A 15,662-nucleotide genomic window follows, 5' to 3' on the forward strand; every position below is an offset into this window, starting at 1 on the left:
TTCTAATCGAAAATAAATATCTTATTTATTCTTAACTTAGGAGTGGTAAGTATGGGCATTTTTTATGGTAGAAATACAGTTATTGAAATAAATTTAGACAATTTTGTGTACAACTTTAATCAATTTAGAAAACATATTCCAAGCGATATAAATATTATGGCCTCCCTTAAAGCAAATGCATATGGGCATGGAGTTTTACCTCTTGCTAAACAGTTAATCTCTTTAGGAGTTAAGCATCTAGCCGTGGCTTTTATTGATGAAGGAATTGAACTTAGAGAGGGTGGAATTGAGAATGATGTAGATATCTTAATTTTTGGATATACTCCCCCGGAAGCTGTTGAGGAAGCCATAATGTATAATTTAAGTATAACTGTCTATAGACCTGAAGACTTGCATCTTATACAGGAAACAGCTCGTAGACTTGACCGCAGAGCGCTAATACATATAAAAATTGATTCAGGTATGAGTAGACTTGGCCTACAGTTAGAAGAATTAGATTTATTTTTCAACACATTATTGCACATGAATTTTGTTAAAATAGAGGGGATATTTACACATTTTGCTTGCGCAGACGAGAAAGATCAGTCTTATACTCAGATGCAGCAAGATATTTTTAAGGAAGCGTTAAATACAGCAATGAAGTTAGGGCTAGAAATCCCTTACATTCATTCTTCTAACAGTGCTGCCTCTATAGATATTAATAATACAATAGGGAATATGGTTCGTTTAGGAATTGGCTTATATGGTTTATACCCCTCTAAGGAAGTTAATCATAATGTAGTTAATTTACGTCCTATTTTAACTTTCAAGTCAAGGATATCTCATATAAAGCAAGGGGAAAAAAATAGAGGAGTAGGGTATGGTGCTACTTATAAGGCAACAGGAAAAGAGTGGATTGCCACTATTCCTGTCGGATACGCAGATGGGTTAAATAGACAATTATCCAATAAAGGATATGCTTTAATAAAAGGGAAAAGGGTTCCTATTATTGGACGTATATGTATGGATCAACTTATGTTAGACGTTACAAAAGTTATGCCTGTTCAAATGAATGAGGAAGTTGTGTTTTATGGAAGTCAAGAAGAAGAGACTATTCATATAGATGAAATTGCTAAATCTCTAAACACTATTAATTACGAAGTTACGTGTATGTTAAGTAGGAGAATACCACGACTCTTCAGATATAAAGGAAAAGTTACCCATGTAATTAATGAGTTAAGGAGACAAACACTTTAAATATAAAAGGATAGTATTAGCAAAATAACTAGAATAAAAAATACGATTTAAAATGTAATGAGGTTGAATATAGGAAAAGCATTTGGCATCAATCCCGATAAGTCATATTACGTAAAATTATTTAAAATAAAGTACACTCTAAAAAAGAATCCTTTGTGGTAACAACGAAAAGTTTGGAAAGTTTCCATAACTTCTCTGACTTGTATTCCTGCCAACCTCATTTTAAACAAAATCCTTAACCGTATTCCTTTAACGTTCTAGAACAAAATCAAATTCACTATCCGTAAAAGTATGCCTTTTAGTAGTAAGATAAACTACTTATTACTTATAGATTTAGCATAAAGAGTGAGTTTTTCACCATGAAAAATAGCCCCTTTAGAAGTCTAACTCTAGAGGGGACCTGCTTATAAGGTATATTTATTTAACAGCTGTTTTTAATTCTTTTCTCGGGTTTAAAAGTAGGAACCTTTGAACCTGGAATTATCATTTCCTTACCTGTTTGAAGGTTACGATCTGGACGAGCTGCACGTTCACGTACTTCAAATGTTTCGAATTCAATCAATTGAATTTTTTCTTCGTTTGCAAGTGTGTTAGAAATCGTTTCAAACAAAGATTCCACAGCTTTTTTAGCATCTTGCTTTAATAGTTCTGCCTGTGTTGCAACTGCATCTACTAGTCCAGTTTTATTCATATTCAAACACTTGATCCTCTTATGTTTAGATAATATGTAGAGGTGCTAACATATCATAGCTTCTACAAGCTTGTCACTTAATAAGGTTAGATAAAGAGAAGAAGAATTCCTGTTTTCTGGGAATATTTGTACTGAGATTTACTCTGGGGTGAAGTAAAGTTCATTTAAGCTAGATAATGAGTAATTTATTGCAAAATCCTCACCTGTATAATATGAAAAACATGTATATGGATTTTTAATTTAGTTTACACTAATAAGGTATTCCCCGATCGCCTGAATTGTAACAAGCCTTTGCTCGAGTTGAGCAAAGGCTATTTTTTTGAAGAGTTTCTTTTAAAGAATGACATTTTGAAAAGGCTTTTGTGTAAGTAAAATTGGCTGTTCTGAAAGGATTTATCCTTTGAGAGCGACTAATTTTTTATAACTCTTTAGAGAGGAAATCATAAGTATGATCTCTATTAGCAGAAACTACCAACCTTGATTTTCCTTCTTGGCATTCATGAACGATTTCGATATCGCCACAATAAGAACAAGTGAGGTATCCTCTGGATTGCATATGATTGAAGCTAATTATTTCCTCAGGTTTAAAAAGGTCCATTTTTATTCCATAATGAGTACAAGCAACTTTTTTTATGCTTACCATAGGATTTTTCCTCCTTCTTATTGTGTATTGGTTAATTTTTAGTATATAAGATGAATATAGATAATTTAACCTTTTTCAGTTAACTTGTCTAAGTATTTAGGAAATTAAATTGTAAAGGAATTATTGAGTAGAAGAGTTAAAGATAAATTCTACTTGTATACCTTAAGGAACGCATCTCTATCAAAACGAACATCCAAATAGAAATAATAAACGTTAGATAAAGTTAAAATAACTTGTTAGATAAATTGTTAATAATTTTTACTTTTAAAATATAGATAATATAAAAAGTAAATAATAAATTACTTTATTTAAAAATAGTTTAATTATTACTCATTCTGTAGAAAAAGAAACGTTTTAGGCCCTAATAAAGGAAGACCTGCTGTTATGATAAAACCATCTATAATTAAAATAACCATTCCTATGTTTAAAGAAAAAGCTTTTGATATAAGTTGTGCTAGTAAATCTGTTCCTCCAGTGCTTGTCTCATATCGAAGCATAAAACCAATCCCCGTCCCAATACACACTCCTCCAAGGATTACGCTGGGAAAAACAGGAAGTCGAAACTGGTCTTTAATAGGTTCTAGCCACTCAATCAATAAAGAAGAAATAACTAACCCATAAAAACTATTATAAAAATAAGTTCTTTCATAAACCCAAGCAAACCAGCATAATGGAAAACCCAAAATAATAATCATCACACCTGTAGGAAATTCAAAATAATAGTGAAGGATGAGAGCAATCCCAATTGTTCCTCCATCCAACAAATAATGAGGAACTAAAAATCCATTAATTCCTATACTTAACAATAAGCTTCCGACTAGAATAACCGGTATTTTCCGAATAATAATAATCACCTTTTTAGTCAATTTATCTCTTACTATATGTATAAGCTTTAGCTAGCTGTCATGAGTGTTTTTATCGGAAAAGCGCTTAGAATAATTTATTCTAAGCGCTTTTTAATTTTATAGATCAGGGAGGTTATAAAAAATACGGATTCAGAGCCGAAAGCATTCTGACTACACAATATATTTTCATTCTTTATCAGGCAACTTGCCTAAATTGAATACTTTTTTATCATTTGAGCAAACTACTGCTGTCCCAGTGGTTTTTTCTATTTTTAGGTAGTTTGTTTTTTAAAGGACAAAAAGTCATAGCACTTTAAAAACAGGCATATGATTTATAAAGACCTCAACGTGCTTATAAATTGAATTAGTAGATAACCCTTGAATGTATTGATTCAAGGGTTATTTGCTTTTTATATGAATTAAAACGTCGTAACCAGAACAAACTACACAAGACGCCGTTAGGCATCAGCGAAAATCCTTACTGCAATAGAGCAGAAAAAACCTACCTCTTTTGATTGGGAAGAGATAGGTTTTTATCTGTTTTTAAGGTGTATAAGATATACATTCTTAGTTAAGTCGGGTAAGTTAGGGGCATCACTGCCCCCGCCTCCCCTAAGAACCGTGCGAGTCCCTTTCAAGACACATCGGCTCAAGCCTCCCATTGCAGGTCCATTTGCTGTCGTATCTTCATCACATACCATAACGGTAAGTTAAAACGTACGCCGACGCTCCAAGTGGAGGTATACATAACAGTACGTTTCTTTCGTCAGAAGATAGCCACAACCTTATGTTCCTACGAGAGACCAACGAGAAGTAGGCTCCCTTTCGGGCCTATCATGGGTTTGTCCGTAAGGACGATAGTATCCGTCCAGTTATACAGTTTCCTGCTTTCCTGTTCTCTTTCGAGGTAACGGCATTCGCTTTCTCTCGTATCCTTTACCCTCTATCACATCGTTTGACTTTACAGTCATCCTACTGTTTACACAGATGACAAAGGGCTTACCAAGTTCCGCATCTTATAGATACGACGAGGTTAGGTGGGTTCTTTACTCCGGGCAAGATACGGGACGCCTCACAGCAGCATTATGAATCTGCTTTTCCTCTTGCCAATACCCAAGCAAATCTGTGCACTATCCTGAGCTAACACTTACGAAGCTTACAAACCTTCACTAATGTTCACCATACTCATCTTCCCCTAGCAGTGTTCCGAGTCGTGCACTGACTCTCTGTTTCCGCATTTCCGCATGCAACCCACGAGCCCGTTACCAGGCCCGCAGTTTTGGACGGGGATAGTTTTTGCGTCTAAACCAGTGGCGTAAACCACACTATATAAAAGCGACTTCTTGTCGCACCATAATCACAATTCTAGGAACATGAACTTATTTATTACAGTATTGATAGATTTACTTGCATACTTACGTACTAATTAATGACAGTAAACTATAAAAAGTATAAAAGAGGTGGGTATAGTGAATAAATCTAATTTGATTTATAAAGAACTAAACAAAGTTAAAATAGACCTGAGGAATTACCTTATATTTGAGCTTACAACAGGAGAAAAAGAGAATCTAAAAAAAGCTGTGTTAACAAAATTGAAACTTTAATTAACTAAAGTTCAATTAAAAACAAAAAGGTTAAGCAAAATGCTTAACCTTTTTGTTTTTAATTGTCTTTAATCTAAAGAAATAGATAAAAACACTAATAATTATTAAACAGTAAGTAACACTTTGAGCCATGCCCAAGATATCGCTCCAACCCCTAGTACCATTTAAGAATAGTTGAAGCAGCAAACCTGCTGGTAACGTTACTAATACAACAGGTTTTTTGATAAACAAAAAACCAACTATTCCACCGACAATACCACCTACAACGGATGCACCGTACCACGTAATAAAGATGTATATTATGTCTTTTAAACTCCATACTACACTGTCTGGTTGATCACTATAAAAATGACCAATTACAAAGTACATGGTAATGGAACTGATAATATAAAGGCTTCCAAAACATGCTGCTTGCCTTGTTCGCGTTCCAAATACATATCCAACAACCATCGCCATTATGAACCAACCTGGTAAAGAATTAAGCATGATAGCTACATATGAAACCATTAATTCAGGAGTAGTCATACTCGTTACAAGTGGCATATGATCAGACATAACAGAAAAAGCTGCGACAATTCCCCCTACGACCAATGTAAAAATAATAAATTTTATCCAAACCCTCTGTTTATCCTTATCTGACAAAACAATCCCTCCAAGCCTCACTGCTATAAATAAGACGTTTGGTGACAAGAATTGTTTTACTTTTTAGGAAATTTTTAATTTATTTCAAATGTATATCATATACATCACTAGTTTACATAATGTGTTTTATCAGAAATAATCAGAAATCAATATTAAACATAATATATAGATAAAGAAACCTTTATTGTAAAAGAGACATTGGCTGATATAGTGCTAATGTCTCTTTTACATCCACATAAAAATTTAATAATAAATAAAGAGGTAACATTCAAAGCTCAAGAACTTGAAATAATAGGGGTTTCCCTTAAATCCTTTGCTCATGCTTTAGAAGCTATAGGTGGAATTGAAATACTACAAGAAGAGAAACAAACAGGTAAAATGGATTTTATATTTTAAAACAGTTGTATCTGTTTGTTAATTTTCTTGAATGGTAGTTTACACATACACATGAGGCTGCATAATTACTTATATAAAAACACGTTTATCTTGTCATTATTATCATCCATAGTTGCTAATAAAATATTCTTTATATCTAAACTATGTACCGTTCTAATCTGTTTTTTCACCCAATCTTCATCTTTGCCAGTCTGTTTTAATTCCTCAAAATCAACCTTCCCATCTTTAATAATTGTTATAGGAAAAGAGAATGACTTTGTCCTTAGCTTCATATCTTTAGGAGTTAGTGTTTGATACTGAGATTCTAAAAAAAACGAGATAGTACCATCTGATTCCCATAATGCTAGAGCAACTTGTTGAATATCATGTATTTGTTTTTTCCTTAATTCTGTTAGTAAAACATCAATAGGTATCCTAGCTTTAGTTAGACCTTTATAAAATATTTCTCCATTTTTTATAAGAGGAAAAGGCGAAGGATCGACAAATTTTGTGAATTTTAACCACTTAAGACTTAAAAATACCATGATAAGATATAAAATAACTAATACACCTATTGTTATCATAGAACCTTTCATTCCTAAATGTTGATCTGACAAAGGATGAGCAATAATATTCCCTATTGATAAAGCCATTATAAAATCAAGTAACCTTAACTGAGACAGTGATCGTTGTCCCATTATTTTAGTAACAAGGAGTAAAAAGAAAAAAGAAACAACTGCTCTTAGAATCCATTGAATTGCAGTAAGTGATTCTTGATTATAAAAAAAATCCAATACATTCACATCCTAAGTGTGAGTCGAAAACCTCAAAATTAGTATCAACTATTAGCTATTAATTATTGACATAAAAATATCTATCTTATACAAATGAGTAATTTCTAATAATTTAAGCAAACTATTCAAGAAAAAACGGGACAGCGTCTTATACAACCTAATTACGAAAAAGAAAAAACTACTGATTGCACACACCAGTAGTTTTTTTGATTTTAAAAATATATATGATATAAACCTTTAGTTAACATAATCATCATTATCGGAAATAAAAAAGATGTCTCTATTTGCTAAGAGACACCTTGTTCTATTCTATAGAAAGCTAATCATTAACAATCAGTTTTTTTAGACTTATGAAGAGGAGGTGGAATTAACCAACCTTTTTCTTTATTAAGTCTTAAGAACTTTCCACCAAGAGCTACTTTTTGCATATGAATTTGTGCAAACATGGCTGCAATATCTTCACGAATAGATTGTCCGATCAGTTGACTACAAGCAACTAGACCAGCAGCTATATTCATTGAAATTGCTGCAGCTACTTCTGGATCTTGAACACGTGCACCCACTGGGATATCATCTAAACAAGCTTCAGGTCGTTCAGGTGGGGTTGGCGGTAAGCCTACTCCATTTTCTTTTAACAATGTTTCGATGCTTTTCATTTCTTGCTGGCACTGTTCGATTGTCTCTTGTACCAATTTATGTAGATCCTTGTCACCTACATGATTTAGAAATGTTTGATAGCCAGATACTAACCCTTTTGAGGTAGAAACATACGACCATGTTCCAAATACCTCACCATAATGCATCGGTTCATCTGTAGGATTTCCACTTAAAATACCCATTGTTATCCTCCTTACAAAATTCATGATAGTGTGCCACCTTTCTTGCTATGCACATGTTTAACGTCTCCAAATCTTGTTTTATTATTCTTCTACTGCTATCAAAAAATTAATTCATCAAAGAATATAATTTCATATTTCAAGCAAACTAACTAAGATGTTTAGAAGAGCATCGTCCACTATACCCTTGTTATTCAACCCAAAAAAACTACCCTATAGGTAGTTTTTTTGGAATTGTTGGAGAGATTATAAATTGTGGCTCTCATCACAGCTATTTATCTCTACTCATACAAAATAGATATTAACGAACTTTTTCTTCACGATCATCTCTTCTTTTAAGACCAAAAAGACCAACTAGTCCTAATAATCCAAGCAATTCCCAAGGTGAATCATTGTTATCATCCGTACCAGTTGCTGTAGTGACATTTCGAGTGTTTACGTCATTATTATAATTTAAGTCATCATTATAATTTGTTCTATCTACGTTATTATTTTCAGCATTAACAGGTATGGTAAAAGTCATCATAGCTAAAGCTAACGTACATAATAAAACAGAACATTTCTTTTTCATCATATTCCCTCCTTTCTTTATTAAATAAAGTTCCCCTATCACGAAATCCTATTCTTTAGTGACATAAAGCTTATAGACTGTATCTAAAAATTTCATATTTTAAGCAAACTACTCAAGATGCAATGATGCATCACTCATGAAACCCAATTACGTAACAGAAAAAACCTACCTCTTTTGACTAGAAAGAGATAGGTTTTTTCTGTTTTTAAGGTGTATAAGATATACAAATCTAGTTAACATAATCAGTGTTACCGGCATTAACCTAATAAAAAATACAGAGCTAAAGCTAAATTTAGTTTAAATACCTAAAAACAGGCTCGGTTTCCTAGTTATAAGTCCATATCAAATCCTTAAATGAACATATAGTGTGTTGGAGCAAATCAAAGGAGAGATTACTTTGTATAACTATTATCAACCTGAAGTAAATCCTAACGATTTACAACATTTTTACCTATATGATTCTTTTTACAGACAACAACAGCCTCAATACCATCAACAGCCTTATCACCATCCTCGTCCTCCTCGTTGTCGTTGGGTTCAAGAATGCAGATGGGTTCGTCGTTGCTACCCACGAGATGGATTCTATACTGATGGTTACGACTACTAATTGAGACAAAACTACTGATAAGCTCAGTAGTTTTTTTCTTTTTTTAACTGTATATCATATACAAAGTTAGTTAAGTCGGGTAGGCGGGCACTCTCACGAGCGCCCGCCCCCCTAAGAACCGTACGTGACAGATTTCCCGTCATACGGCTCAAGCCTTCTTTTTATCCAAACAACTTCTTTATTTAATACACGGTACATGTACTAATTTAGCAACTTTGCCTGTAGAAACTTCTAAGTGTTGTACAGTAACTTTTTCGCCATTTTGTAGAGTGTGTTTACATAATGTGCAACGGTAACCTTGTTTCCTTGCGAGTTTTATCCTATCTAGCGTATTTTCGCTATTGAAGACCTTACGGTCTCGCTTTTCCCAATACCCTTTTAGGTTCGGATCATCTGGACTGTTTTTATAGGCTACCATCACATGTCGTTCTATTTTAATCCAGGCCATCTTCAACAATTGAATATTAGTAAGTGGACAGGTGAGAGTCCATTTATCATTTCCACCGTGGTTGGGCTTCTTAAAATAACGCCTGGTAATCCATTTCCACGATTTTTTTGGATGTAATTGTTTAAGATGTTTGATTAATTTAGAGAAAACATAATAGTCCATATAACTAAACGTCTTTTGGAAACGACATGTTTCCAATACTGTCCGTAACCTCTAATAATAGGGTTTAAGACACGTATAATTTCTTTTACTGGTCGTCCTCTCATTACTGTGAACGTATCTTTTATCTTGTTTTTAGCTTTTTTGATACTGTCTTTGCTAGGTTTGATCAATAACTTCTTTCCTTGTCCTGTGTTGTATTGACGCAGCGAGAAGCCAAGAAAATCGAACCCATTCTCGATATGTGTAACCCTAGTTTTATCCGTGCTGAGTGTAATTCCTCGTTTTTGTAAATAAGGAATTAGGTTTTGATACATACTTTCAGCTTGTTCCTTCGTTTCTGTTACGATGACGAAGTCATCTGCGTAGAGAACACGTCCTATCTTACACTTGGGGTCGATTTTATATCCTCCGTTTGGTTTGTATGTCTTTTATAGATAATACCAATCTCTTTTCCATACCGCATAAGGCGATATTGGCTAGGAGGGGGACACAATGCCTCCAGGAGTTCCTTCCTTTGTTGGACGGAGCATATCCTGCTCTATGTATCCCATCTTGAGCCACCTTTTGATAAGAGGGTTCCTGGAAACGTAGATATTTGTTCTACTATCCAATCATGTTTGAGGTGGTCAAAACATCCTAAGAAATCCCCCTCAAAAACCCACTTTTTCTTACTGTTGGTGTTAAGCTTGTTAAAGAGATTACTTATAGCATCGTGTGTGCTTCGTTTAGGACGAAAACCATAGGCGGTAGACTCGAATCTGCCTTCCCATTGCGGTTCGAGTGCATTCTTCACGACATTTTGGTACACTCGATCTCGCATTGTCGGAATACCGAGAGGTCTTAGTTTTCCATTTTTCTTAGGAATAAACATTCGCTTCGCTGGCTTTGGGCGATGCTGAAAGACATTACATTTAACTAATTGTTGATAAAGTTTGATACGTTCGTTTGGATTTGAGGCCGTGTAGCCGTCTACTCCAGGTGTTCGCTTACCGTTATTTTGTTGTGTCACTCTGCGAATAGAAAGTAGTAGATTTGCTTTACTCCGAAGGAGTAAGCGTTGAAGCTTCCTTACTTTCCTTTGTTGATTCTGTTGTTCGGCACGATAAATTCTTTGTCGTAACTTCGTTACATATTTTGTACAGTATTCCAATCAATAGAGTACCAACCTTTATGCGAGACGTGCGCCGACGCTCGTGGAGAGGTATTCATAACAGCACGCTCCTTGTCGTTAAAAGATAGCCACAAATTTATTTTCGTGTTGAAGACCCATGAGAAGTAGGCGCTCTTTCGGGCCTGTCATTGTCTATAAAGACGACAGTATCCGTCCAGTTATACAACGTTTCTGCTTTCCTGTCCCTTTTCAGGGTAACGGCTTTCGCTTTTTCTCATATCCCATACCCTCTGCCACATCGTTTGACTTTGCAGTCATCCTACTGCTTATGCAGATGACATAGGGCTTACCAAGTTCCACATTCTACAGATGCGATAGGGGGAGGTAGGTTCTTTACTCCGGGTAAGATGCGGGACGCATCAGAGTAGCCTTATGATTCTACTTTTCCTCTTACCAAGACCCAAGCCAATCTATGCATTATCTTGGGCTAAGAGTAACGAAGCTTACAAACCTTCACTTTCGTTTACCATACCTATCTTCTCCTAGCAGTATTCTGGACCATGCATTTGTCCTCTGTTTCCGCATTTCCTCATGCAACCGACAGACTCGTTACCAAGAATGCCGTTTTGGATGGAGATCATCTCCGCGTCTAGATGAGTAGCGTTAGCTACACTGTAAGAAAGCGACTTCTTGTCGCACCATAATGTCTCTTTCCGGAACACAACCCAAAAAAGAACCCTTGGGACAGTAGGATTCCACCAAGGATTCTTTTCCGGAGTATGCATCTTTTTATACACTGTTGATTTATCAACGTTTTCTCAGTAGGTGGTTGAGAAACTAATGTATAAGAAGTGCACCTTTTATACATATGTTAACCTCTATAAAAAATTGCCTATATGCGAAAAATATGATGAAAATAGCTTATTCCATACATCAAATATGTATGAGCTCTACTAAAAGCAGCCAAAATAATCACGGTTGCTCTTTTTTTGCCTAAAATCGTGTTGCTAGCGAACTCATACGCAAAATTAAAAGTCTTTTCGTGAGTAGTTGTATTAGTAATTTCCTCATACTACCTCTTATTTTCTTCAACACAAATCAAATAATACGTTTAGGAGGTTAATTAAATGTCATTAAGAGATAGACTTAGACCTCCTCGATCAGTTCGTAGAGCAGCTAGGTCTCTTGATCCAAGCAAGGTTTTAACCGGAGAAGTTTCTACAGGAGAATAGTTTGGAGTAGACTTAAATCCAGGTGATTTTAAATCAGTAACAGATAATACTGATGAGAAAGCTAAAGAATACAGTAATAGTGAAAGAGAAAATAAAAATTACTGTGATTGTGTAGTTGCGGTAGCTGGTGCTGCTCTTGGGGGACCTGTAGGAGCAGGGCTAGGTGCCTTAGGCGGTTTTCCTGCAGCAAGGATAGCTTGTGGACGAATTTATACTTCTGGACCTTGTGAATAATAAAATGGAAGAAGTGATCTTTATGCTCCCTTTTGCTGGAATGTTTGAGGATGGTCTTAATGGAGGATTTAACCCTAGAAACCAGGCACGCGAACAGGTTAACGCTATTGCAAATCAGAGAGCTAAAAATTATAGTGAAAGTGAAAGAGAAAATAAAAACTATTCTAATTGTGTTGCTGTAGTGTCTGTTGAATGTGCTAACGATAGTAGTATTTTTGATGGGGCTGGAATTGAAGGAATAATGGCTGACGGTGACATTGCTGTAGCAAAGATAGCTTGTGGTCGCATATATAAATCAGAACCATCAGAATAATAAAAAGCGCAATCAAGTAATACAACTAGGAAGTGTTTTTATGCCAGAACACGGTTTCAATCAAACACATGATAATAACAATCATAGCAATAGTTATGATACAAACGGTGGAAGTATCCAACCAGTAGATGTACCCCAATCTGTCGGAAATAAAATTCCTGCTGAAAACGATGGACTAACTGGAAAAGTAAATGCAAACCTCGGATACCATCCAAAAAAATAGCACGAAAAAACCGCCCTACAAAAGTAAGACGGTTCTCCGATAAGTTTTATCTTACAAAACTAAAACCATGTAGAATTTTTATATTTTGGAAATTATACCATTTAACGAAAAAAAGAGCAACCCTAAAGTTACTCTTTCTCTCAGCAAAAACTAACACAAAATGTGTGCATTGGTGTTCAAGGAGTGTTCAATAAAGTATACCTTTACGGACTTTTCTTTTATATAAGAAATCTATTATTTTTATCGTTCGTTTAAATTTGAAAATAAATTACGAACGTCTTATAAAATGCATCCACTTTTACGAACGTTTTTAATGGAATAAGAGGAAGAGAACCACAAATGAGGTATAAAAATAGAAAACAGAAGATTTGGATACATACGTGTGAGCAGTCGAGATCAAAATGAAGGTCGTCAACTTCAATCAATGCAAGAAGTTGGTATTTCTCCCCGTGATATTTTTTAGAAAGATACTCGTTAATAAAAAGGCTTTGTCTAATAAAAAAAGGCTTCCTAAAGAGAGAAGTAGTTCACAAGTGTAACTACTTCCTTATGATTTTATACTAGTCTTTTATAATGATACTACTGTATGTTATTCATTCTTGATTGGTTGAAGATACTCAGTTTTGGGTAGTGAAATTTGATGAGATACGGGAGAAGCAATAATCAAAGATGTATTGACTTTACCATAAAGGCTTAAACGGTTTGTAAAGTCTTCTAACTGTTTTATGGATGAAACTGCAGTTTTCATAAAATAACTGTTTATTCCGGTTATCCGATGACATTCTAAAATATCTTTTTCTCCTTTGATAATTTCTTCAAATTGCTGAGTTTTTATTTTTAAATTTGCTATTTGAATAATTGCTTTTACACTTTTTCCAATTGCGTTAGGTGAAATAATTACCGTAAAACCTTGTATTACACCATTTTTTTCTAAACGTTGTAGTCTTTTTCTTATGCTTAATTGACTTAGAAGTAATTTTTTAGATAATTCACTGACAGTAATTCTACTATCTTCTTGTATAAATTGCAGTAAGCTACGATCAATCAAATCCATTTTCATCATCACCCCATCTTCAAATAAAATTGTTCTTATATTCCTTTATCAAGACACTATTAGCATGAATCTAAAAAGGATACTTGACTATAGATGTTTATTATATTAATAAATCAATCGTTAAATCTGTTTTTAATCTTGATAGTTAGAAATAAACCAAATTTAAGATAATAAGTTAAAAAATTAAATAGATGACTTGTAATACCTTAACAGAAAATCCTTCAACGCAAGACGATACTATACTATAAGTCCAACATTATATACCTAACAGGTATCAAAGGTTCAACGAAGTACTTGTTTCTTATTGTAATTACAACTCCCACAACCTCCACAATTCACCCGTAGATTTGTTTTACTGCAATTTATCTTTGTGTCTTCGAGATGTTGCAAAATATCTGAAAGAAGATCATTGACACTATCACTGACAATGTTTTTACCGTTGACTAATGCAAATGGCTGTACTAAACATTGGCCGCAATAAAGCAAACATTTTTCTTCTATAATTTCAACATTTGAAATTTGTTGCAATTTTTCTTTTACATCATAGAGCTCTTCTTCAAAATTACAAGGGCAAAACTTAACAATATATTCCATTTAATTCTCTCCTTTAGACTAATAATTTGTTGATAGGATTTAGAATGATTTTACAAATTTTTTAAAAAAAGATGCAAGAATATACAGCGACGCATTCGTGCTTTATCACGTTAAGGAGGAAACCTTTCACAGAATAAACGCTTCAATGTAAGCGCTTGCTTAACAAGAAAACTAGTTATAATATTTAGATTGTTGGAAATATTATCCCCTTATTCGGGAATAAAACTATTCATCTATTAAAAAATAGGAGGTTGTTTCAATGTCTGAAAAAGTATTAGAAACGAAAAAAACAAAAAAAGAAGAAATCTTTCCGGTGCAAAGCATCCACCACTTAGAACTATATGTAGGGAATGCGAAGCAAGCTGCTTATTTTTATTCAAATGCCTTTGGTTTCAAAGTTAAGGCTTACCGTGGATTAGAGACAGGTTGTCGTGATCGTGTTTCTTATGTGCTTGAACAAGGAGCAATTCGTCTAGTGGTTACCGGAAGTCTTGAGGAGACTACAGATATTGCTACATTTGTAAAACTACATGGTGAGGGAACAAAAGACATTGCATTAAAAGTTTCTGATATTGAAAAGACATATAAGGGAGCAATTGAGCGAGGAGCAATTGCCATTCGAGAGCCATGGTCTGAAGAAGATGAGAATGGAATTGTTAAGAAAGCGATTATTGGTACGTATGGGGACACTGTTCATACATTAGTCGAGACAGTAAATTACAAAGGCAGTTTTTTACCAGGGTATCAATCTTATGAATTAGAGACTGGTACATCTTCTACGGGAATTGTTGGCATTGACCATATCGTAGGAAACGTAGAGGTTATGGATGAGTGGACAACTTATTACGAAAAAGTATTTGGTTTCAATGTACTTAAACACTTTGATGATGAAAACATCTCAACAGAGTATTCAGCTCTTATGTCTAAAGTAATGATGAATGGAACAGGGCGTATTAAGTTTCCGATTAATGAGCCGGCGGAAGGAAAAAGAAAATCACAAATTCAAGAATACTTAGACTTTTACAAAGGCCCAGGTGTTCAGCATCTAGCACTACTTACAAACGATATTATTAAAACAGTTAAAGCGTTGAAAGACAATGGTGTAGAGTTTCTTGACACACCAGCTACTTATTATGAAGAACTAAGTGAACGGGTAGGAAAAATTGATGAAGATCTACAAAAGCTTCAAGAACTTAGTATTTTAGTTGATCGCGATGATGAAGGATATTTACTTCAAATTTTCACAAAACCTATTGTAGATCGTCCGACTTTGTTTATTGAAATTATTCAACGTAAAGGTGCTCTAGGATTTGGAGATGGAAATTTTAAAGCGTTATTTGAATCCATTGAACGTGAACAAGAACGTCGAGGTAATATTTAAGGTATAGTTAAAGCTAAATCAAGATTTGTTGTTTGATAAATATGAAAAAGAAAGGAGGAATGCAAC

14 protein-coding genes and 2 pseudogenes are annotated in these 15,662 nt (G+C 34.4%); 6 read left to right on the forward strand and 10 right to left on the reverse strand.

Translation table 11 applies throughout. The annotated features are described in order from the left end of the window. Positions 1-51 precede the first annotated feature (51 nt). Positions 52-1,236: an alanine racemase gene (alr, locus tag LIS78_RS28370; protein WP_209152289.1), complete on the forward strand. Its 1,185-nt coding sequence runs from the start codon at positions 52-54 to the stop codon at positions 1,234-1,236. 421 nt (positions 1,237-1,657) lie between these two features. Here the strand turns inward: alr and LIS78_RS28375 are convergent, their stop codons facing one another. The 4 genes from LIS78_RS28375 to LIS78_RS28390 all read right to left on the reverse strand — a co-directional run bounded on the left by LIS78_RS28375 (position 1,658) and on the right by LIS78_RS28390 (position 5,661). Beyond that, positions 1,658-1,927 (reverse strand): HU family DNA-binding protein, encoded by a 270-nt coding sequence (locus LIS78_RS28375; RefSeq protein WP_252285499.1) that lies wholly within the window; start codon positions 1,925-1,927, stop codon positions 1,658-1,660. A 418-nt stretch (positions 1,928-2,345) separates the two neighbouring features. After that, positions 2,346-2,570: a hypothetical protein gene (locus tag LIS78_RS28380; protein WP_252285466.1), complete on the reverse strand. Its 225-nt coding sequence runs from the start codon at positions 2,568-2,570 to the stop codon at positions 2,346-2,348. Between the two features lie 326 nt (positions 2,571-2,896). Next, positions 2,897-3,436 carry a YitT family protein gene (locus tag LIS78_RS28385; protein ID WP_252285468.1) on the reverse strand — a complete coding sequence of 180 codons (540 nt, stop codon included), beginning with the start codon at positions 3,434-3,436 and terminating at the stop codon, positions 2,897-2,899. 1,613 nt (positions 3,437-5,049) lie between these two features. Next, positions 5,050-5,661 (reverse strand): hypothetical protein, encoded by a 612-nt coding sequence (locus tag LIS78_RS28390; protein ID WP_209152286.1) that lies wholly within the window; start codon positions 5,659-5,661, stop codon positions 5,050-5,052. 198 nt (positions 5,662-5,859) lie between these two features. Between LIS78_RS28390 and LIS78_RS28395 the strand changes: the two genes are divergently transcribed. Beyond that, the gene (locus LIS78_RS28395) at positions 5,860-6,057 is read left to right on the forward strand and encodes a hypothetical protein (RefSeq protein ID WP_252285469.1); all 198 of its coding nucleotides are present in this window, start codon (positions 5,860-5,862) and stop codon (positions 6,055-6,057) included. A gap of 65 nt (positions 6,058-6,122) precedes the next feature. Here LIS78_RS28395 and LIS78_RS28400 read toward each other — a convergent pair whose 3' ends face one another. The 4 genes and pseudogenes from LIS78_RS28400 to ltrA form a co-directional block, all read right to left on the reverse strand. Further along, a complete protein-coding gene (locus LIS78_RS28400) occupies positions 6,123-6,830 on the reverse strand; it encodes a DUF421 domain-containing protein (protein WP_252285470.1) in 708 nt (235 codons plus the stop codon). Positions 6,831-7,156: 326 nt separating this feature from the next. Further along, on the reverse strand, positions 7,157-7,669 hold the full coding sequence (locus LIS78_RS28405) for a DUF3231 family protein (protein ID WP_098600863.1): 513 nt from the start codon (positions 7,667-7,669) through the stop codon (positions 7,157-7,159). A gap of 298 nt (positions 7,670-7,967) precedes the next feature. Further along, positions 7,968-8,237 (reverse strand): WGxxGxxG family protein, encoded by a 270-nt coding sequence (locus LIS78_RS28410; RefSeq protein ID WP_209152285.1) that lies wholly within the window; start codon positions 8,235-8,237, stop codon positions 7,968-7,970. 785 nt (positions 8,238-9,022) lie between these two features. Beyond that, positions 9,023-10,663: pseudogene (gene ltrA, locus LIS78_RS31745) on the reverse strand (group II intron reverse transcriptase/maturase). A 1,333-nt stretch (positions 10,664-11,996) separates the two neighbouring features. Between ltrA and LIS78_RS28425 the strand changes: the two are divergent. From LIS78_RS28425 to LIS78_RS28435, 3 genes and pseudogenes are all read left to right on the forward strand, one after another. Beyond that, complete coding sequence (locus tag LIS78_RS28425) at positions 11,997-12,344, forward strand: hypothetical protein (RefSeq protein WP_252285473.1); 348 nt, start codon at positions 11,997-11,999, stop codon at positions 12,342-12,344. Between the two features lie 40 nt (positions 12,345-12,384). Continuing rightward, positions 12,385-12,567 carry a hypothetical protein gene (locus tag LIS78_RS28430; RefSeq protein ID WP_055991944.1) on the forward strand — a complete coding sequence of 61 codons (183 nt, stop codon included), beginning with the start codon at positions 12,385-12,387 and terminating at the stop codon, positions 12,565-12,567. 352 nt (positions 12,568-12,919) lie between these two features. Next, a pseudogene (locus LIS78_RS28435) lies at positions 12,920-13,027 on the forward strand (recombinase family protein); the annotation flags it as partial. A gap of 129 nt (positions 13,028-13,156) precedes the next feature. Here the strand turns inward: LIS78_RS28435 and LIS78_RS28440 are convergent. After that, positions 13,157-13,621: an Lrp/AsnC family transcriptional regulator gene (locus LIS78_RS28440; protein ID WP_209152284.1), complete on the reverse strand. Its 465-nt coding sequence runs from the start codon at positions 13,619-13,621 to the stop codon at positions 13,157-13,159. A 282-nt stretch (positions 13,622-13,903) separates the two neighbouring features. Further along, positions 13,904-14,215 (reverse strand): DUF1450 domain-containing protein, encoded by a 312-nt coding sequence (locus LIS78_RS28445; protein WP_252285474.1) that lies wholly within the window; start codon positions 14,213-14,215, stop codon positions 13,904-13,906. Positions 14,216-14,474: 259 nt separating this feature from the next. Here LIS78_RS28445 and hppD point away from each other — a divergent pair, with 259 nt between their 5' ends. Further along, the gene (hppD, locus tag LIS78_RS28450) at positions 14,475-15,596 is read left to right on the forward strand and encodes a 4-hydroxyphenylpyruvate dioxygenase (protein ID WP_252285475.1); all 1,122 of its coding nucleotides are present in this window, start codon (positions 14,475-14,477) and stop codon (positions 15,594-15,596) included. Positions 15,597-15,662 lie beyond the last annotated feature (66 nt).

The sequence above is a fragment of the Priestia megaterium genome, assembly GCF_023824195.1.
Taxonomy (GTDB): Bacteria; Bacillota; Bacilli; order Bacillales; family Bacillaceae_H; genus Priestia; species Priestia megaterium_D.

Excerpts from the sequence above, each read along its gene's own strand:
- hppD (WP_252285475.1), top strand. The coding sequence starts at position 14,475 with ATGTCTGAAAAAGTATTAGAAACGAAAAAAACAAAAAAAGAAGAAATC.
- alr (WP_209152289.1), top strand. The coding sequence starts at position 52 with ATGGGCATTTTTTATGGTAGAAATACAGTTATTGAAATAAATTTAGAC.
- LIS78_RS28410 (WP_209152285.1), bottom strand. The coding sequence starts at position 8,237 with ATGAAAAAGAAATGTTCTGTTTTATTATGTACGTTAGCTTTAGCTATG.
- LIS78_RS28375 (WP_252285499.1), bottom strand. The coding sequence starts at position 1,927 with ATGAATAAAACTGGACTAGTAGATGCAGTTGCAACACAGGCAGAACTA.
- LIS78_RS28405 (WP_098600863.1), bottom strand. The coding sequence starts at position 7,669 with ATGGGTATTTTAAGTGGAAATCCTACAGATGAACCGATGCATTATGGT.
- LIS78_RS28430 (WP_055991944.1), top strand. The coding sequence starts at position 12,385 with ATGCCAGAACACGGTTTCAATCAAACACATGATAATAACAATCATAGC.
- LIS78_RS28440 (WP_209152284.1), bottom strand. The coding sequence starts at position 13,621 with ATGGATTTGATTGATCGTAGCTTACTGCAATTTATACAAGAAGATAGT.
- LIS78_RS28380 (WP_252285466.1), bottom strand. The coding sequence starts at position 2,570 with ATGGTAAGCATAAAAAAAGTTGCTTGTACTCATTATGGAATAAAAATG.
- LIS78_RS28445 (WP_252285474.1), bottom strand. The coding sequence starts at position 14,215 with ATGGAATATATTGTTAAGTTTTGCCCTTGTAATTTTGAAGAAGAGCTC.